This window comes from Corynebacterium sp. H78 (assembly GCF_037572275.1).
Classification (GTDB): Bacteria; Actinomycetota; Actinomycetes; order Mycobacteriales; family Mycobacteriaceae; genus Corynebacterium.
In genome coordinates this window covers 1,114,989-1,132,390 of record NZ_JBBHKX010000002.1, presented here as the reverse complement: position 1 = coordinate 1,132,390, position 17,402 = coordinate 1,114,989, and the positions used below count along the sequence as shown (strand labels likewise).

The following is a 17,402-nucleotide window of genomic DNA, read 5'->3' as shown; positions in this document are numbered from 1 at the left end:
TGTTCATGTGAACAATAATGCGGATATCATCATCGTCGGTGCAGGACTAGCGGGCCTTGTTGCTGCGTATGAAGCGCAGCGTGCTGGTCGACGGGTCATTCTGGTTGACCAAGAAAATGAAGCCAATCTTGGTGGCCAGGCATTTTGGTCCCTCGGTGGCATTTTCCTTATCGATTCGCCAGAACAACGCAGGCTCGGTGTTAAAGACAACCTTGACTTGGCGACGCGCGATTGGTTCAACTCTGCCCAGTTTGAGCGTTCCGAAGATGAGTGGCCACGCAAGTGGGCTACTGCGTATCTCAATTTTGCGGCCGGGGAGAAACGAGACTACTTGCGCTCTCTCGGAGTTCGTTTCCTTCCTGTCGTCGGGTGGGCAGAACGTGGAGATGGGCGCGCTGACGGCCACGGCAACTCCGTGCCACGTTTCCACTTGACGTGGGGCACCGGTCCCGAGATCGTCCGCGTTTTTGCAGAGCCAGTGAAAGCAGCTGCCTCCGAGGGGAGAGTAGAGTTCCGGCATCGCCACCGTGTCGATGAGATCATTGTCGACAACGGAAAGGCAGTGGGTGTCCGTGGTCGCATTCTTACCCCTTCCGACGATTGTGAACGAGGAGTGGCGTCGTCACGCGAAGAAACGGGCGAGGACTTTGAATTTCGCGCCGGTGCCGTTCTGATCGCGACCGGTGGTGTGGGAGGCAACTTGGAGGCAGTGCGTCGTAGTTGGCCGGAGGAGCGACTCGGCGCGATGCCGGACGACATGGTGTGCGGAGTACCAGCTCACGTTGACGGTCGTGGCATTGATATTGCAGGGGCAGCCGGAGCGAATCTCATCAACCGTGATCGCATGTGGCATTACACCGAAGGCATGAAGAACTGGGATCCGATTTGGCCGAACCACGGTATTCGCATCATTCCAGGGCCATCCTCGTTGTGGTTTGATGCGGAAGGAAAGAGGCTTCCGGCGCCGTTTATCCCTGGTGCGGACACGGTAGGCACGATGAAGCACATCTTGTCGACGGGGCATAGCTACTCGTGGTTTGTGCTGAATGCGGCCATCGCAGGCAAGGAGTTCTTGTTCTCTGGATCGGAACAGAATCCGGATATTACGGATAAAGAAGTCCGCAAGTTGGTGGGCAAGGTGACCTCGGGAATCCCCGCGCCCGTACAAGCGTTCATGGACAATGGCGAAGATTGGGTGGTGGCTGACACCCTGGACAACCTGGTTGAGGGCATGAACAACCTGGTTGCTGACGAAAAGGGAGATGCTGCGCCACAGATCTCGGCAGCCGAACTGCGAGAGCAGATCGAGACGCGTGATAGCCAGACGGGAAATCCTTTTTCCAAGGATTACCAGGTCAATTACATCAACGTTGCCCGCAAGTTCATGGGCGATAAGTTGATTCGCACAGTCGCGCCAAATCCGATTCTCGATCCGCAACAGGGGCCACTCATCGCGGTTCGGTTGCGCATGTTGACCCGCAAGACGCTAGGCGGCATCGAGACAAACCTAGATGGTCAGGCCTTGCACCCGGATGGCTCAGTATTCGATGGCCTCTACGCTGCGGGCGAAGCATCTGGTTTCGGTGGAGGTGGTGTCCACGGTAACAATGCGCTGGAAGGTACCTTCCTCGGAGGATGCATCTTCAGCGGCCGCCAAGCAGGCCGCGCCATGGCGAAGAACACGGCGCGGAACTAGTCGCAGACTTAGTCCAAACCGAGCGAAAACGCGCTTTCCAAGTCATGCTGCGAGTACGTGCGGAACGCTAGCTGCGTTTCCGTACGAATAACGCCGGAAACCTTGTTGACCTTATTCGGAATGACATCGGCCAATTGCTCATGATCACGGACGCGAACCATTGCCATCAAATCCCATTCGCCGGTGATCGAATAGACCTCAGTGACACCCTTGATGTTGACAATTGCTTCCGCTGCCTCAGGGATACGGTCAGATTCAACATCGATATGGACAATCGCCGTCGTCATAGACATGAGTATTTCCTCTCTTCGTTCTGGGGCCGCGACACCACGGCCACGCGCAGGCACCTGAGCAGGCACCAGCGTTTATCACTACCCATGAGCTTACGGAAAACACCGAGCGCTAGAATTCCGCATTGTGACTAATGTTCCTTCAGGGTTCTTAACAGGCCTCCGCCACGGTATTCCCATCGCTTTGGGCTACTTCACGGTATCCGTCGCTTTCGGCCTCGCAGCTGCGTCACTTGGCTTGCCGACCCTCGGCCTCGCCATCATGTCCGCCACCAACCTGAGCTCTTCGGGCCAGTTCGCGGGCGTCTCTGTGATCGCTGGTGGAACACTTTTCGAGCTTGCCATGACAACGCTCCTCGTCAACCTGCGGTACCTGCTCATGAGCATGTCCCTATCGCAGCGCATCGCGCCGGGCACGCCGATCATGGGGCGCCTGATCATTGCGTATGGAGTGACCGATGAAATTTTCGCGCTCGAATTGAACCAGCGCACCGTTAACGCGAAGTATGCCCTTGGCCTGATGCTGCTGCCGATTGTGGGCTGGACCTCTGGCACCGTGGTTGGCGCGGTTGCAGGCGAGACCTTCCTCCAATCGCTGCTAGGGCCGATGGGGGTCCTGCTGTATGCCATGTTCACCGCTGTGGTGGTGCCAGCGTTACGACGATCGTCGTCAATCGCTGTAGTCGCGATGATTGCTGGCATCGTTAGTGCTGTCCTGTATTACACGCCAGCAGCATCGGGAATTCAGGCGGGTTGGAGAATCATTATCGCGACAGCGATTGCCTCGGCTATTGGCGCAGCCCTGTTCCCTCAAGGTCCCGAGAACATGTCAGCCAAAGCGACAGCAATCGAGGTAGCAGAATGAGTATCTGGGTTTCGGTTGGCATTATGTTTGCCATTACGTTTGCGCTTCGTGCCGCTCCGCTTGTCCTCGTTCGCGGGGAATTGACTAATGCCCGATTGAGGGCTTTTCTTGCTTTCTCGCCATATGCAGTACTCACTGCGATGACAGTGCCAGCGGTTATTCATTCGACAAGCCTGTGGTATTCGGGCCTTGCCGCACTTCTTGTCGCTGTCCTTCTCGCGTGGCGCAATTTTGGGCTGTTTACGGTGGCCATTGGCGCTGCACTGACAGTGTGGGTGGTAGAGCTATGGGCTTAATACTTCGCTTGGTAGGTGCCACTTTACGACGACCCCTGGTGCCATCAGCCAACCACGGGTACAAATGGAGACATGGCTCACACTGCATTTCAAGGAAACCCAGTACAGATCTCCGGCGACCTCCCAGCACAGGGCGCATCGCTGCCTGCATTCGAGGTTACGGGCACCGATTTGGCATCCCTGACCAATAGCGATTTCGCTGGTAAGCGCACTGTTCTCAATATTTTTCCATCGGTTGATACCGGTGTTTGCGCTGCATCCGTGCGTCGCTTCAACGAACTCGCAGCCGAAATGGACAACACGGTTGTCCTGAACGTATCTCGTGACCTGCCATTTGCATTGGCTCGTTTCTGCGGTGCCGAGGGCATCGAAAACGTCCAGGCAGCTTCTGACTTCCGCCACGGCTTTGGCGAGCAGCTTGGTGTCGTGCAGCAAGACGGCCCGCTGGCGGGTCTTCTTGCTCGTAGCGTTGTCGTCGCAGATGCCGACGGCAATGTCGTATACACCCAGCTCGTTCCAGAGATTACCGAAGAACCTGATTACGACGCAGCGTTGGCAGCGCTGAAGTAAAACTTGTAGAAAAGCAGTTGCTCACGGATTCATAGCGGCTGTGTCTCAACTGTCGATCAACTGTGAAAGCCTCGGCGCTTCCTCCGTGGAATGAGGAAGAGCCGAGGCTTTGTGCGTCGCCGATGAGTATGCGAACTACATACCCGAGTAGTCGCCACCGTCTACTGGGTCGCCCGCAGCGGAATCGTTGTAGGCTTCAGTCCGGTCGTAGTAGCCATCGCCATTGCTGTCGTACTCGGCGGTGTCAAGAGATCCGTCCAGGTCAGTATCGGACAGCGCATAGTCGCCGACACGGTCGCCATCAGTGTCGTACTCGTAGCGGTCAGCGACGTTGTCGTCATTGGTGTCAATCGCTGCGACGTCGGTGACACCGTCACCATCGGTATCGATTTCAGCGACATCGATGTTGCCGTCGTTATCTTCGTCGAGGGCAACGGTATCGCCAACACCATCTCCATCGGTGTCGATCACGTAGGAGTCCAGGACACCATCGCTGTCCGTGTCCTCGCTCGACAGCACAGTTCCGTCTGCAAAGATGTCCTGAGATTCTGAACCTGGCAGGGAAACAGTCGATGAGTCCGCGTTGCCCGGCGCGTTCTTGTCCGTGGCGTTGTCGTCCGAGGAAGAATCGTCAGAAGATTCAGCCGAATCATCACCGTTGCTAGCTGCATCGGACAGCTTGACATTCATTTCGTCCATCGACAGATCGCTGAGGTCCTGGTTAGCGTCGACAATGTCGCGCTGTGCCTCGGTGGGCTGCAGGGCATCGCCATCGCGGTGCACGCTTGAGTTGCTTGGGTCGTCACCGTATGAGTACTCGCGGTGATCCATCATGCCGTCACCATTGGTGTCGTACGATACCGAGTCGACTTCACCGTCTTTATCCGAATCCGCGATACGGATGTCAGCTTCTCCATCGCCATCGGAGTCAATGTACAAGGAGTCTGGCTGACCATCGTTGTCGTGGTCGTATGCATCGGTAATGCGAGCGTCGGTGCCTGCATCCGCAGAAGCTGCGGTTGCTGGCTGGTCAGACGGTGCTGCTTCAGGCGTTGGTGCCACATCAGGAGTTGGTGCCACATCAGGGGTGGGAACGGGTGCTGCAGGGGTAGCAGGTGCTGAATCCAAAGTTACGGACTCTAGTGAACCGTCGAGATCGAGATCTTCCACGATGCGGTCTACGAGGCCGTCGCCGTCCGTATCGGTGTGAACCTCGTTGAGAATAGAATCGCCATCGGTATCGAGTTCGACGCGATCGATGGAACCGTCTCCGTCTGTGTCGACAAAGGTGGTGTCGACGCGACCGTCACCGGTGCTGTCGTACTGAGCGATGTCGACGCGACCGTCTCCATCGGTATCTGCCGCACCGATCAGGGTTGGCTCGTCAGCCTGTACGTTGATGATTGGCTTCTCTGGCTGGGATGGGGTGTTCATTGTGCTTTCCATTCCTTGTCTCGTGTCACCTTCAGGGGCCGTCCCTGGTGATTCACTAATGAGATGCACGGGTACTGCTGAAAAGTTCCCACTATGCGGTGATAATAGGCTGAGCACGCTACTTTAGCGACGCTAACAATTACGAACCATCACAGAAAGCACTGCCGAGCGAGCACGCGAATGACCAGCAATTCACCCCTCCCACCTGCGAGTTCCTTTAACAATGCGCTGACAATTTTGCGTCGCTACGGGTACACCTCCATTGCTGATATCGCTGACAAAAGATTCAATGATGCGGTTCGCGTGCGACAAGTTGTCATCGTTGGTGAAGTAAAAAGAGGGAAGTCAGCGCTCGTCAATGCTCTCATCGGGCGCCGAGGGCTACTTCCTGTTGGCGTCAATCTTTGTACCTCGGCACCCATCCGTATCCTCACCTCCGCAGGATCAGTCGATGAATCAGTGATACACCTGCATGCCGGAGAAAACAGCAAGACTGTTCCCCGCAATGAGCTTCACGACTGGGCTTCATTCTCTGGAACTCACGTGGCCAATGCCGTGGACGATCTGCCTAATGCGGTGACAGTCGATGTAGGGAACTGCACTCTTGCGGATGTCACCATCATTGACACGCCCGGTGTCGGAGGCCTTGACGAAAATGCTGTACGCCTGGCGCTACGGGAATGTAAGAATGCTGGCGTTTTGATCATGGTCTGCGATGCCTCGACCCCAATCACTCGTCCTGAGATGGACATCCTGAAGCGGGTCGACGAAGAGGGCGGCGAAGTCATCGTTGCTGTGACGAAGATAGACAAGAATCTCCGTCGCTGGCGAGCGATCGTCGAAGACGATAAACGTTTGATCGCACAGTATTTGGGCAAAACAGTACCGGTGGTAGGTGTCTCTAGCCTCCGGGCCGTGGATGCCGTTGACATGGAAGTGTCGGATCCGAAGCGGGCGGCCGTCGTAAAGAAAAATAGCGGTATTGACAATCTGAAGGCAGAGATCAACGCAGCTCTTGCGCTGGGCGATGCGATTCCGAAGATTGCAGGGTTGGAAGCTGCACGCGACGGATTAGGGGCGGTGCAAGAGCGCATCGAAAAGGATCTGAAGGTTGCTGCTGCCGATACCCAGACTTTGTCTGAGCTAGAGCAGAAGCGCGAGGAGCTCAGGGAGCTCAAGGAACATGGACAAGAGTGGGAACAGTACCTGCAGCGAAACCTTGCTCTCCGCCGGACTGAGATCCTGAATGAGCTTGACTCTCGAATGGACGGTATTCAACAGCGATGGTCCGAGGAAATCCGTAGCAGCGGAATCAAAGCCCTTACCCAGAAGCCACAGGCCTTTACTGCCCATATTGAGGGTGAGCTCCACGAAGTAATGTCAGAAACGCTGACTGCGACAATGCGCGCTCTGGAACAGGAAACACTTCGGCTTTTCGACGACGACGCAGCCGTGTGGTCTGAAATCGCAGAATTCGGTCTCAACGCCATTGCGCCACCCGAAGTCGTATCAAAGGCGGTGGGGAAGAAGACAGAGAATCTCTTTGATCCGGGCTTGTTGACGATGGGCGTCGTCGGTGCCGGTCTGTTCGCGTCGATTACTGTTGTCGCTCCTGTCGCTGGCGCTGCCTGGATTGCCGTGAATATCGGTTGGCGAGCAATGCGCAATGGTCGAACTGCGCTGTTGACGTGGCTTCGGGAGACCATCAGCACCACTCGGGTGTCCACTGCTCGCATGATGGATGCGGCAATGGCAGCTGTGCGGCCAGAGCTCATCATCAAGTACAGGTCGAAGATCAGGAATGAGTCGGAAGAAATTGCGCAGCTGATTGAAGAGACTCGTCGTAACGCAAAGGCAAGTGCCGACCAGCGTCAGCGAAAGATTGCGAAGCTAGAAAAGAACAAACAAATCGTGGACCAAGTAGCCGATAAATTGGGTCAGGACATTAAGTCCATGCGCTCTGCCGTGCCACTCGCCTCGGCAGCAACTGGGGAGGTGGGAAGCAATGAGTGATTCTGTAACTCGGCTGTTTAACCAGGCGCTCGATGCGTTAGCCCGAGGCGGTGGGGATCTGCCAGAGCGTGCGGAGTCAATGCGTTCGGTATTGCTGTCGCCACCGCAAGTTGTCATCGTGGGGCGTTTGAAAGCCGGTAAATCAACGCTGGTCAACGCTTTAACTGGCAGTAAAGTCGCTGCGACGGCGGCGTTGGAATGCACGAATGCGGTGTCCATTTATCGCAATGGTTCGCCATCTCGCGCGGAAGTCGTTGGTATCGATGGGCAGCGACTGCGACAAGACCTGGTGGGCGGAATGCTCACGGAGCTTCCCTTGCCGGTAGAACGCGTAGCGTATGTCGACCGTTTCCTTCCCTCGCGTGCTCTGGAAGGTATCAGCCTCATTGACACCCCGGGCTTAGCGACGTTGACGACAGCCAACGCAGACGCAACTCACCGTGCCCTCATTGATGGTTTTGATCAAACTGCAGAGGCAGCAGTTGATGCAGATGCAGTTGTCTTCCTGTTTGATACTGCGCCACGTAAGGATGAGTTGGAATTCCTGAACAAACTCGGTTTTACGCCCTTGAACTCCATCGGTGTACTGAACCGAGCTGACTCCTTCGGGGAAGGTGCAATGGGGCGGACGGATCCGATTCAGGATGCAGCTTCGCACTGCCATCACATGTCCCGCGAATTGGCGGATTCCGTCTACACAGTTATCCCCATGGCAGGTTTGTTGGCGGAGTCCTCCCGAAGTGGTTCGGTAACGCAAGCTGTATCAAGGCTTCTGGTTCGGCTGGCTGATCTCGATCGCGAGTCCATGCTCGAAGAACTGGAGTCGGAGGAACCGACCACCATATCTGGCACCGACCGCGACATGTTGCTCGATATCCTCGGCGAATACGGCGTCATCTATGGTGCTCGAGTTGCGGCCGGATCGGGCGCAATCGGTCTTGCCAACTGGATGCAGACACAATCTGGAATCGGCGCTCTCGAAGAGAAACTACACACGGAAGTGCTCCCGCAGGCGGTGCTGCAGCGATCCGCTCGGCTTATCGACGAGCTCGACAGGCTGGCCTACACGCACCCTCAGCGCGACCATATTCGACAAGTACTTCATATATTGACCACTCGACCAGAGATGTATCGGATCAATTTGTTCCGTAGTTTCCGGGGGCTTTTGTTATCGTCTCCGGATTCTCGATTGGTGACGATCGTCGCAAAGCTCCTGGGTACGGGGTCAATTGGGGAGCGAGTTGGGGCTGCGGTCGATGCGTCGCCGGGCGACGTTGTCCTGCGGTGTCAAGAGTTAATAGCTAGTCTGCAAACGATGGCAATGTCGACGTTGTCGGCTGCCGAAGAGGACGCGCGAACAGCGTCAATTTTGACGCTGCGATCCATAATGCAAAGCATTCAGGCGTAATTCGTTCCACTATGGGAGGCAGTGCTACGCAATGGACAGAGCGTGGGCTGTTTACTGCTAATGCTTCGCAGGGTAAAAATTAAACACAGTAAGACTTGGGGTCCGTGATTGACGCGGGCGCGACATGAAAACTTCCTCCGGGAAGAAGTAACAGAAAGCTCACAGCACAATGACCGCCGATTGGCATCTAGCAATTGACTTCGGAACATCGAATACTGCCGCAGCACATACCTCTGCTTCTAGTGGCGATATCGAGACCCTAGCGTTGACACACCAGGGCAACTTGATGCCATCAGCTGTGTACGTGGACGACAACGGAATCTACGTTGGGTACTCTGCTTTCAATCATGCGGCGGCTCGGCCCGACGCGTTCTTGGGTTCACCGAAGCGTGTAATCGAGCACTCGACCGTGACGTTGGGCGGCAAGCAAACTCAGACATCGATGTTGGTGGCTGCAGTATTGGCTCGCGTTGTTCAGATCGGTAAGTCTCAGCACAACGATCAGCCACCGACAACTGTGACGCTGACACACCCTGAAGCCTGGTCGCATCATGCGATTTCGAATCTTAAGGCAGGTGCTCAGGCAGCAGGAATTTCGATGGACGACCTGCACCTTATTTCTGAGCCGCGCGCGGCTGCCCGCTTTTACTCGGAATCTCAGCCAGTCGCTGCTGGCGATCGGGTCGCAGTGTTTGACTTTGGTGGCGGCACGTTGGATATTGCAGTTCTCGAGGCCGATGCATCAGGAGATTTCCGGGTTGTCGCTGCTCGCGGAGATAACAGCCTTGGTGGACGAAACGTCGACACGCTGATTCGTAAGTGGGTTATCACCCAGCTCGAAGATGAAAACCCAGCACTTGCTACTTACCTCCAGGATGCTCCCTCCAGCGTAAATACGAGCTTGGATCACTCGATCCGTACTGCTAAGGAAATCCTTTCGGATACTCCGTCGGCAACGGTGACTGTGTCGACGCCAGAGGGTGAAACAAACCTCCTTCTTACTCGTGAAGAGTTCAATGATCTCTTGGTGACGGACATCGACCGAGCTGTCGCCCTCACCCGCGCGACGTTGCGTGATGCCGGGGCAGATAAGGGCATTACCACGATGTACCTGACTGGCGGATCGTCGCGAATTCCATATGTTCAGGACCGACTTGGTGAAGTCGCTCAGGTTGCTCGTCTTGATGATCCGAAAACTGTCGTCGCTCGTGGTGCTCTTTACAGCACCATGAAGCAGACCGAGGGAGCAGCATCGACAGCTGCTGTAGATGATCCATTCGCGGGAATTGGCGGTGGAACAGCTGCCGGCGGTGCTGCTGCCGGCGGTGCTGCTGCAGCAGCTATGAATAGCGGGAATGACTGGGGAATAGCCAATAGTAATGCTGACGAGCCTGAGCCTCAGACGCAGGGAGGACTAGCATCGGCACGGCTGATGACTCCTCCGACCTCTCAGCCTTCAGGTACGCAACCGATGAGCGCGTTCGGTGCTCCAGGCGCTGGAATGCCAAACAATGGTGCGTCATCCAACGGTGTAGGAACGAATCAAGGCTCGAATAGTGCCGATGCGTATCGGTCCGCGATGGGTGATCAGCAGTCCTCGAATCCATATGGTGCACCAGCGAGTACGAAAAAGTCCGGTAGTAACAAGGGCTTGGTATTTGCTGGTGTTGGCGCAGTTGCACTCCTTGCAATCGGCGGTGGAGCATATGCATTGACGTCGGGTGGCGAAGAGACTCCACCAGAAGAAACCTCGACGGAAGCTGCACCTCCTAAGAGTTCTGCACCTCAGTCGTCGACTGCGCCTTTGACGACGACGTCGTCAGGTAGTGATTCGACTAATACCCCGACCTTGCCTGCAGAATTCAGTAGCGCATTCCCCGCCGGTTTGCTTGAGGTGGAGTATTGCTCTGAGTCGAGTTCATTCCCTATTACGTACGATCCAGCACCTGCAGGCTCGGCGCTGTCGTGCAGCTGGATGGATGAGTCTCGTAAAGACACCTACCAGGTCATTCGCCCTAACTTCGTGAAGGACCAGGCGGCTGTCCAGGGCATGATCGATGAGTTGAAGAGCAAGTCCTCACTCTATGAGGTCGAGGAGCGCAACGAGAAGGGCTACACCATCATTCGGAAGTCCTTGGAAGGCGGTGGCTACTCGGACGTTGTCGTCGCGAAGCCGGACGAAGGTCTTGCGGTTGTCGCAACTTCAGTGACGACTGCAGCTGCGGCCGATCAGTTCGTCGATGATCTGATTGTGAACGGTTAGTAGTACGCGAAAAGCCCACCACAACATGTGGTGGGCTTGTCCTTTTCGCGTAGTAGGTCTTCGCGTTACAACATGTCGTCAGAACCCCAATGATCGGCTAGGGGATCACTCTCCGTGTCGTCGTAGTCGGTAGGGTGCTCCGTGGTTAGGTCGGTCCACTCATAGTCATCGATTGCTTCTCCCTCGCTGACATCCTCTTCGGTGGCATCAAATTCGGCTAGATCGGCCTCGCCCAGCGAATCTACGAGGCTATCGATAACTGTCGATTCGTCCGGTAGAAGATCTGTGAGTGCCTCCATGATCGGCTCTGCAAACACCGAATCTAAAAGGTCATCGAGAACTGGTGGCACGAGTCCATCATCGAGTGTCACAAGGTCGAGGAAATCCGGATCATCGGTGCAGCGGAGATCGATTGGGGGCGGAGTAGTAGTCATGATTATCCATTCGTTCGTGGGTTCACGTTGGCCTATTGGTTAGATGCGGCAGCGTCGGAAAAAGTTCCCTCTTTACGACGAAACCCACCAGAGCAGAAAGCTCATGGTGGGTCTGTGCAGTATGTAAAGCAGCGAGTGGGGTAGTCCTAGTGACTAGACCATGTCGAGGCCAGCGTCTGCGTCTCCGTCGCCAGCGCCGAGGTCGCCTTCGATTTCGGACTGGAGGTCAGAGCCTTCGTATGGCTCTTCGTAGTCGTAGTAGTGGTCACCGTCGGTGTCGTAAGCAATGTTGTCTGCTTCGCCATCGAAGTCGGTGTCTTCGATGAGTACGTCGGTGACTCCGTCGTTGTCGGTGTCCTCTTCGTACGTATCCATCTTGCCGTCGAGGTTGGTGTCCGTCAGGATGACGTTGCCGGTCATGTCACCATCAGTGTCAATTTCGAGGGACTCAAGCAAACCGTCAGCATCTGCGTCGATACCCTGCGCGTCAACAATTCCGTCGCCGTCCATGTCGAAGGACAGGGTCTCTTCGATTCCGTCACCGTCCAGGTCCTGGGCGTCGACCAGGTTTTCAGTCAAGTCAGTGTACGAACCATCGGTTGCTGGAGCAGAAGCGTCTGGGGTGGCAGGATTAGAAGCGTCTGGAGTCGCTGGGGCAGATGGTGCTGCAGCACCCTGTGCGGCAGATGCATCCGGGGTAGCTGGCGCACCGGTATCACCAGGAGCTGGAATATCCGAGATGTCGACATCCTGTACTGGCAAGCCCGTGGCGTCAACACCATTTACGGTCGCGTCTTGCTGGGCTGCGGTCGGGGTAGCGCCTGGAGTCAGCTCGGCAGAGGAGTCAACCTTGCCATCGCCATCAACATCGACTTCTACGAGGTCTGGGATCTGGTCGCCATCGGTGTCGTAGACGGCACCGTCGATACGGCCATCGCCATCTGCGTCGACTACGGAGAGGTCAACAATTCCGTCGCCGTCGGTGTCCACGTCGACGATGTCTGCAACGCCGTCGCCGTTGATGTCGTATGCTGCGTCACCCTTGATCATGTCCGAATCTCCTGTCGTTGGTGCGGTGGTGGAATCTGCTGGTGCGTTCTTGTCTGGGGTTTCGGTGGTGTCAGGCTTGGTCGAGTCAGACTTGGTCATGTCCGACTTCGCGGCACCACCAGCGGTGACATCCGAAGATGAGGAATCAGCCGATGCTCCCGACAACTCATCGACATCATCGCCAATCATGCTTTCCTTGATGATGTCAGCCGACGTGTCCGAATCTGCATCTGCAGACGTCGAGTCAATCGTGCCATCATTGTCGAAGTCGTACTCGTTGTAGTCGTACTGGCCGTCACCGTTGGTGTCGTACACCATCGTGTCGATGACATCGTCGTTGTCGAAGTCTGCGACCATGACATCAGCTTCGCCGTCGCCATCCGTATCCAGCTGAACAACATCAGTCTGACCGTTATTGTCCATGTCACTGGAGTGCACAACCTCGACGTTTGGGTCGTCCATCAAAGTTTCAGATCCGGTGCTTTCTGCGCCGGTGGTCTTTGGCGACGTTGCGTCCTCTACACCTGGCTTCTGTGGAGCGGTGGTGTCGTTGGAGTTGGTGTTCAATGGGTTCTTGGACGTGGACTTCATGATCTTCCTGCTTTCGTAATGTCGCTGTGGTTTCCCACTCGCTGTTTGCTTTTCGGTTATTGGATGCAGCGGGAGTTCCAAAAGGTTCCCGAAAGTTTGAAAACTTTCTAAAAATCTTTTCTTGCTGGAAAACAGCCACGTGTCGTAGGCACCAAATGTAAACGCGGTCACCTACTTTTAGCACCAAATAGTAAACTCTGCTTGTTAATGCATAAACGCCTGCTACCAGGAATGAATCCGTGGCAACAGGCATGAAGATAAGGTCCGACCGCCGGTCTCGGAACTAGGCAAGCAGCGGCGCTAATTCTTCCCTTAATTTCTTCCGGGCTCGATTGATCCGGCTGCGTACAGTTTGCACCGGAACTCCCTGGAACTCGGCAATCTGCTGGTACGTCAAATCGCCGTACTCACGCAAAACAATCGCTTCACGGAAATCTGGCTGTAGTTTCTCCAATGCTTGCCCGACTACACTCTGCGTCGCAATGACCGAATCCAAGGCAGGGGAAAGGTCCGCGACGTCTTGAAGGGCATCATCGTCATCCGCAACTTCACGACGACTCCGTACCAGCATCAACGCCGCATTAGTGGCAATACGGTGTGCCCACGTCGAGAACTTTGCAGTGCCATTGAACTTATGAAGATTCTGCCAAGCAGCGGTCAATGCATTCTGTAGCGCATCTTCTGCATCGTGGTGATTGCCAGTAATGCGGAGGCACACAGCCCACAGGTGGTTGTAGCTCTGGTTGACCAACTCAGCGAAAGCACGCTGGTCGCCGGCCTGAGCCTGCGTTAGCAGTTCCTGCTGGTTAGAAGACATCGTCAGCACCCCAGTCGTCGGTGTTGACATCGGTGGTGTCGTCGTAAAGTTCAGGGGAATCCAGGTGCGGATCATCGAACTCGTATCCCGAGGCGGAATCAACATTAGAAGCTTCAGGAGTATCGAACTCGATGTCACTGATCGGCTCCGAGTCGGGATCAGCTGTGTCAGCGACATCGGCATCTGCATAAGTATCAGCAGTATCGTCATCGAGATCGTCGACATCTGCGATATCGATGTCTTCGAGGACAGTTTCCTCGTCCGGCGCGAGATCGGAGTCGGTAGGAACCATGTCGGACAACGAATCATCGGCAGGTGCGTCGAACACGGACTGCAACATGGAATCCAGCGCAGGGGGAGCGGGCACCTCGTCGAGCTGAGGTAAACCTAGCGAGTCTTGGTCGTTACTCATGGAATCAAATCTAGTGGAGTTTCACCTTATGTACAGAGCCATCATGCTTTCGCTCGCATCCATTTCGGCGCAACGACATTTCCGATCTGTGCAGCGCGAACAAATAGCGCGACTGCTACGAGTCCGACGACAATCGGGGTGACAATACTTGCTTCAACACCGAACGCACCGCCCGAAATCAGGTCGTTGCCGACGGGATGAGATGCGAAGAAACCAGAGTGGTCGTTGCCTGACACTGCGATGTCGAATAGCAATGCTTGTGCGACGTTCCATGCAAAGTGTGTGCCGATGCAGACCCACAAATTTCGGGTGAGCATGTAAAGAGCAGCAAAGAGGAGACCGGCGGAGACAGCAATCGACATGGCGCTTGCGAAAGTGGCGTTGTCATTGCCAAGGTGTAAGGCACCGAAGATGAATGCGCTGAGCGCAGTTGATCCCCACGAACCCAAGAGTTCTTCGATCAATCGAAAGAGAACGCCACGGGTAATGATCTCTTCGATAATGCCAGCTTGAAATCCTGTCACGATCAACACCATTGCCCAGCCAGTCGGAGTTTGGGTACCCGTAAACTCGATGCCGTTCAGGAGCCACACTATGCCGACGACCGCTGAAATCAGTGCTAAACCAGCGAGAAGTCCGACTAGGGTTCCGGAGAGGATCTTCTCGGTTAATTCAGTCGGTTGTCGCTTTTCTATGTACCTGACCAGTACAAAGTAGGCGACTAGTGCTGCGATGATCGCTGTCCCGACGGATACGCTTGCTTCTCCGGTTTCCGACAGCTTCTCGAGGAAAGGCATAGCCGGGATCAATGCCACGGCGTTGCAGGCGAGGAACAAGAGAACGAAAAGCAGCAGTCGAATGAGCGGGTGCCGGATGACGGGGCGCTCTTTAGTGACTTCTTGGGTGGGGTGGTCGATAGTGAGGCCGTCGGTACGCATGGCTTGCAGCTTTCTGGGAATTGACTACTAAATACGCAACTCACGACACACAGAAACATCGAATAGATAATTGCCGTGTCTAATACCCAGGATATAGAAGAAACCCCGCTCACCAGGAGGAAAGCGGGGTTGGTGCTACGTAATAGCACGTGTGCGTGGAACTTAGCGACGCTTACAGATCAGCGCCAACGCGAGCCTCAGCTTCAGCCGGCTCTGGATCATCATCGCCAGTAAGGAAGTTGTAGGAGATACCTGCAATCGCAGCGCCTACCAGAGGAGCCAGGATAAACAGCCACACCTGAGCCAGCGGATCGCCGCCTGCGAACCATGCAACACCCAGTGAGCGAGCAGGGTTGACAGAGGTATTCGATACAGGAATTGAGATCAAGTGAATGAGGGTCAGGGTAAGGCCGATTGCCAGTGGTGCGAAACCAGCTGGAGCCTTCTTCGAAGTGGTGCCAAGGATGACCCACAGGAACACAGCAGTGAGAACAATTTCGGTTACTGCGACAGCCATCAGCGAGTAGCCGTCTGGGGACAGTTCGCCGTAGCCGTTGGTTGCGAAGCCGGATTCGACAGCGTCGAAGCCTTCCTTGCCGGATGCGATGACGTACAAGACGCCACCAGCAACAGTGGCGCCAATGATCTGGGTAATCCAGTATGGAACAACTGCAGACCATTCAACGCGCTTTGCGACGGCGCAGCCCAAGGTCACAGCAGGGTTGAAGTGGCCACCCGAGATGTGGCCTAGTGCGTATGCGCCAGTGACAACGGTCAGACCGAAAGCGAGCGAAACGCCTACGAAGCCGATGCCCATATTGACCGTGTTGTCTGCCATTACCTTTGCAGCCAATACAGCCGAACCACAGCCGCCGAATACCAGCCAGAATGTACCGAGGAACTCGGCCCACAGCCGCTTACTCATCGGTGGTGTCATGATAACTCCTGAATGCCCAAGTCTGGGCGCTTGACGTTTAAACGTACTCTATAAACATAACGTCTAAGCCTCTTACAAGCTGAAACAAATGTGAGAGATGTTAGGCGTGTTGCTCATGTTACGCGTGTCAACCGATTATGTCAGCGGGGCGGCCGGTCAAAACGCGGGCGATTGCGACAACTGGCGCCAAGCGATGAGCGTAAAAGCTTTGGGCGGGCAGTGCGGTAAAACATGGGGAGCGGGATCCCGCGACAGAATGTCATAATGTATATTATCGGACAATTAACGGCAGTGGTCGCGACTACCTGGTGATATGTGGATTGGCTGCATGCCGCCTTGCTGGCACGGTCGACTCAGTCGACTACTTCTTATTGCGCGTTTTTGTCGCTGACGCTTCGGCGGCCATCTCGGCCTGGCGAACGGCGATCTCTTCTTTGAGTCGCTTGTTTTGCCACAGGGTCAATACGATGAGTGCTACGCCGATCGCTAGCAAGATCCATAACTTTTGGTAGGCCATGAAAATGCAAAAAGTGACCAAAAGGACGAGTCGGAATTTCCGTGCGAGCAACATGCTGTCATAGACATTCGTATTCTTGTCTTCAACTGTCACTCTTCTACTGTCCTTCTAATCGCAATCATTTCGTCACTGTGACGAAATGTAATGGAGTTGAGGGTCGGCTACTGCTCGTCCTTAGTAAGTACGAAACGCAAATTTACTTCGCCTTCTTCATCAACCGAAGCTGCGACAAAGTCTGGAGTGCGCACGTTGTAGTCCAACCTGTTGATCTTCAAGTTACCCGACATCATGAACTTATCTGCGGATCGCATCACTTTAAGTGGCACTTCGACATCATTGGTCACGCCGCGAATGGTCAGGCGTCCTGGGACCTTAATATCAACAGCTTCGCCGGAATCAGGAACGACGGAAAGGTCAGTCTTGCCGGCGACCTCAAACTTCGCTTCCGGGTAAACATCCGTGCTGAAGATCTTCATGCGGACATTGATGTCACGCTTTTCAATATCCGACCTCAAAGTTGTCATATCAACGATTGCTTGACCGTCGACAAGCTCATCATTCTTCACGATGAACTCACCCGTGACATCATGCGTGGAGCCGGATGTCACGCGTTCGCTACCTGGGAGAAGTTCGGCAAAAGTGAATCCCACAGAAGTGTTGTTTGTGTAGTCGCCTGCGGCCACATGCCACGTACCGTTTCGGTCAGTTGTTGCTGGTTCCGCGACTGACATATCGATCTCGCCGGTGCGCGGACCTTCTGCTGTGAAAATGCGGTAAATAACGGGGCCGACAATGACGATAGCCATTGCTACGACCGCGACTGCGACCAACGTGATGAGGGATTTCTTCATGCCGGAATTCATACCTACCA

At 55.1% G+C, this 17,402-nt stretch carries 17 protein-coding genes; 7 read left to right on the top strand and 10 right to left on the bottom strand.

The annotated features are described in order from the left end of the window. The first annotated feature begins 7 nt into the window (after nt 1-7). Nucleotides 8-1,696: an FAD-binding dehydrogenase gene (locus tag WG934_RS06235; protein WP_339978607.1), complete on the top strand. Its 1,689-nt coding sequence runs from the start codon at nt 8-10 to the stop codon at nt 1,694-1,696. Between the two features lie 8 nt (nt 1,697-1,704). Here WG934_RS06235 and WG934_RS06230 read toward each other — a convergent pair whose 3' ends face one another. After that, complete coding sequence (locus WG934_RS06230) at nt 1,705-1,989, bottom strand: Lrp/AsnC family transcriptional regulator (RefSeq protein WP_445228191.1); 285 nt, start codon at nt 1,987-1,989, stop codon at nt 1,705-1,707. A 124-nt stretch (nt 1,990-2,113) separates the two neighbouring features. On the opposite strand from WG934_RS06230, the gene WG934_RS06225 reads away from it, so the two are divergent. The 3 genes from WG934_RS06225 (at nt 2,114) to tpx (ending at nt 3,717) form a co-directional block, all read left to right on the top strand. Further along, a complete protein-coding gene (locus WG934_RS06225) occupies nt 2,114-2,851 on the top strand; it encodes an AzlC family ABC transporter permease (RefSeq protein ID WP_339978605.1) in 738 nt (245 codons plus the stop codon). Next, nucleotides 2,848-3,147, top strand: a complete 300-nt coding sequence (locus tag WG934_RS06220) for an AzlD domain-containing protein (RefSeq protein WP_339989161.1) — start codon at nt 2,848-2,850, stop codon at nt 3,145-3,147. The genes WG934_RS06225 and WG934_RS06220 overlap by 4 nt, the downstream gene beginning before the upstream one ends. A 72-nt stretch (nt 3,148-3,219) precedes the next feature. Further along, on the top strand, nt 3,220-3,717 hold the full coding sequence (gene tpx, locus WG934_RS06215) for a thiol peroxidase (RefSeq protein WP_339978601.1): 498 nt from the start codon (nt 3,220-3,222) through the stop codon (nt 3,715-3,717). Between the two features lie 135 nt (nt 3,718-3,852). Here tpx and WG934_RS06210 read toward each other — a convergent pair whose 3' ends face one another. Further along, nucleotides 3,853-5,151, bottom strand: coding sequence for a hypothetical protein (locus WG934_RS06210; RefSeq protein WP_339989160.1), 1,299 nt, complete (start codon nt 5,149-5,151; stop codon nt 3,853-3,855). A 180-nt stretch (nt 5,152-5,331) separates the two neighbouring features. On the opposite strand from WG934_RS06210, the gene WG934_RS06205 reads away from it, so the two are divergent. The 3 genes from WG934_RS06205 to WG934_RS06195 all read left to right on the top strand — a co-directional run bounded on the left by WG934_RS06205 (nt 5,332) and on the right by WG934_RS06195 (nt 10,835). After that, the gene (locus WG934_RS06205; RefSeq protein ID WP_339989158.1) at nt 5,332-7,164 is read left to right on the top strand and encodes a dynamin family protein; all 1,833 of its coding nucleotides are present in this window, start codon (nt 5,332-5,334) and stop codon (nt 7,162-7,164) included. Further along, the gene (locus WG934_RS06200; protein WP_339989156.1) at nt 7,157-8,572 is read left to right on the top strand and encodes a GTPase; all 1,416 of its coding nucleotides are present in this window, start codon (nt 7,157-7,159) and stop codon (nt 8,570-8,572) included. The genes WG934_RS06205 and WG934_RS06200 overlap by 8 nt, the downstream gene beginning before the upstream one ends. A gap of 169 nt (nt 8,573-8,741) precedes the next feature. Beyond that, nucleotides 8,742-10,835 (top strand): Hsp70 family protein, encoded by a 2,094-nt coding sequence (locus tag WG934_RS06195; RefSeq protein WP_339989154.1) that lies wholly within the window; start codon nt 8,742-8,744, stop codon nt 10,833-10,835. A 65-nt stretch (nt 10,836-10,900) separates the two neighbouring features. Here the strand turns inward: WG934_RS06195 and WG934_RS06190 are convergent, their stop codons facing one another. The 8 genes from WG934_RS06190 to WG934_RS06155 form a co-directional block, all read right to left on the bottom strand. After that, nucleotides 10,901-11,269, bottom strand: a complete 369-nt coding sequence (locus tag WG934_RS06190; protein WP_339989152.1) for a hypothetical protein — start codon at nt 11,267-11,269, stop codon at nt 10,901-10,903. Nucleotides 11,270-11,422: 153 nt separating this feature from the next. Then, on the bottom strand, nt 11,423-12,910 hold the full coding sequence (locus WG934_RS06185; protein WP_339978589.1) for a hypothetical protein: 1,488 nt from the start codon (nt 12,908-12,910) through the stop codon (nt 11,423-11,425). Nucleotides 12,911-13,193: 283 nt separating this feature from the next. After that, nucleotides 13,194-13,727, bottom strand: coding sequence for an RNA polymerase sigma factor (locus WG934_RS06180; RefSeq protein ID WP_339978587.1), 534 nt, complete (start codon nt 13,725-13,727; stop codon nt 13,194-13,196). Next, nucleotides 13,717-14,139 (bottom strand): hypothetical protein, encoded by a 423-nt coding sequence (locus WG934_RS06175; protein WP_339989151.1) that lies wholly within the window; start codon nt 14,137-14,139, stop codon nt 13,717-13,719. The genes WG934_RS06180 and WG934_RS06175 overlap by 11 nt, the downstream gene beginning before the upstream one ends. Before the next feature lie 41 nt (nt 14,140-14,180). Beyond that, nucleotides 14,181-15,077, bottom strand: a complete 897-nt coding sequence (locus tag WG934_RS06170) for a CPBP family intramembrane glutamic endopeptidase (RefSeq protein ID WP_339989150.1) — start codon at nt 15,075-15,077, stop codon at nt 14,181-14,183. Between the two features lie 172 nt (nt 15,078-15,249). Further along, a complete protein-coding gene (aqpZ, locus tag WG934_RS06165; RefSeq protein ID WP_339978581.1) occupies nt 15,250-16,014 on the bottom strand; it encodes an aquaporin Z in 765 nt (254 codons plus the stop codon). 361 nt (nt 16,015-16,375) lie between these two features. Beyond that, nucleotides 16,376-16,624, bottom strand: a complete 249-nt coding sequence (locus WG934_RS06160) for a hypothetical protein (protein ID WP_339989148.1) — start codon at nt 16,622-16,624, stop codon at nt 16,376-16,378. A 68-nt stretch (nt 16,625-16,692) separates the two neighbouring features. Beyond that, nucleotides 16,693-17,394: a YceI family protein gene (locus WG934_RS06155; protein WP_339989146.1), complete on the bottom strand. Its 702-nt coding sequence runs from the start codon at nt 17,392-17,394 to the stop codon at nt 16,693-16,695. Nucleotides 17,395-17,402: the final 8 nt, after the last annotated feature.

What these genes read in the sequence shown, in the direction of transcription:
- WG934_RS06230 (WP_445228191.1), bottom strand. Translation starts at nt 1,989, where the DNA reads ATGTCTATGACGACGGCGATTGTCCATATCGATGTTGAATCTGACCGT.
- WG934_RS06220 (WP_339989161.1), top strand. Translation starts at nt 2,848, where the DNA reads ATGAGTATCTGGGTTTCGGTTGGCATTATGTTTGCCATTACGTTTGCG.
- tpx (WP_339978601.1), top strand. Translation starts at nt 3,220, where the DNA reads ATGGCTCACACTGCATTTCAAGGAAACCCAGTACAGATCTCCGGCGAC.
- WG934_RS06210 (WP_339989160.1), bottom strand. Translation starts at nt 5,151, where the DNA reads ATGAACACCCCATCCCAGCCAGAGAAGCCAATCATCAACGTACAGGCT.
- WG934_RS06205 (WP_339989158.1), top strand. Translation starts at nt 5,332, where the DNA reads ATGACCAGCAATTCACCCCTCCCACCTGCGAGTTCCTTTAACAATGCG.
- WG934_RS06200 (WP_339989156.1), top strand. Translation starts at nt 7,157, where the DNA reads ATGAGTGATTCTGTAACTCGGCTGTTTAACCAGGCGCTCGATGCGTTA.
- WG934_RS06195 (WP_339989154.1), top strand. Translation starts at nt 8,742, where the DNA reads ATGACCGCCGATTGGCATCTAGCAATTGACTTCGGAACATCGAATACT.
- WG934_RS06190 (WP_339989152.1), bottom strand. Translation starts at nt 11,269, where the DNA reads ATGACTACTACTCCGCCCCCAATCGATCTCCGCTGCACCGATGATCCG.
- WG934_RS06185 (WP_339978589.1), bottom strand. Translation starts at nt 12,910, where the DNA reads ATGAAGTCCACGTCCAAGAACCCATTGAACACCAACTCCAACGACACC.
- WG934_RS06180 (WP_339978587.1), bottom strand. Translation starts at nt 13,727, where the DNA reads ATGTCTTCTAACCAGCAGGAACTGCTAACGCAGGCTCAGGCCGGCGAC.
- WG934_RS06175 (WP_339989151.1), bottom strand. Translation starts at nt 14,139, where the DNA reads ATGAGTAACGACCAAGACTCGCTAGGTTTACCTCAGCTCGACGAGGTG.
- WG934_RS06170 (WP_339989150.1), bottom strand. Translation starts at nt 15,077, where the DNA reads ATGCGTACCGACGGCCTCACTATCGACCACCCCACCCAAGAAGTCACT.
- aqpZ (WP_339978581.1), bottom strand. Translation starts at nt 16,014, where the DNA reads ATGACACCACCGATGAGTAAGCGGCTGTGGGCCGAGTTCCTCGGTACA.
- WG934_RS06155 (WP_339989146.1), bottom strand. Translation starts at nt 17,394, where the DNA reads ATGAATTCCGGCATGAAGAAATCCCTCATCACGTTGGTCGCAGTCGCG.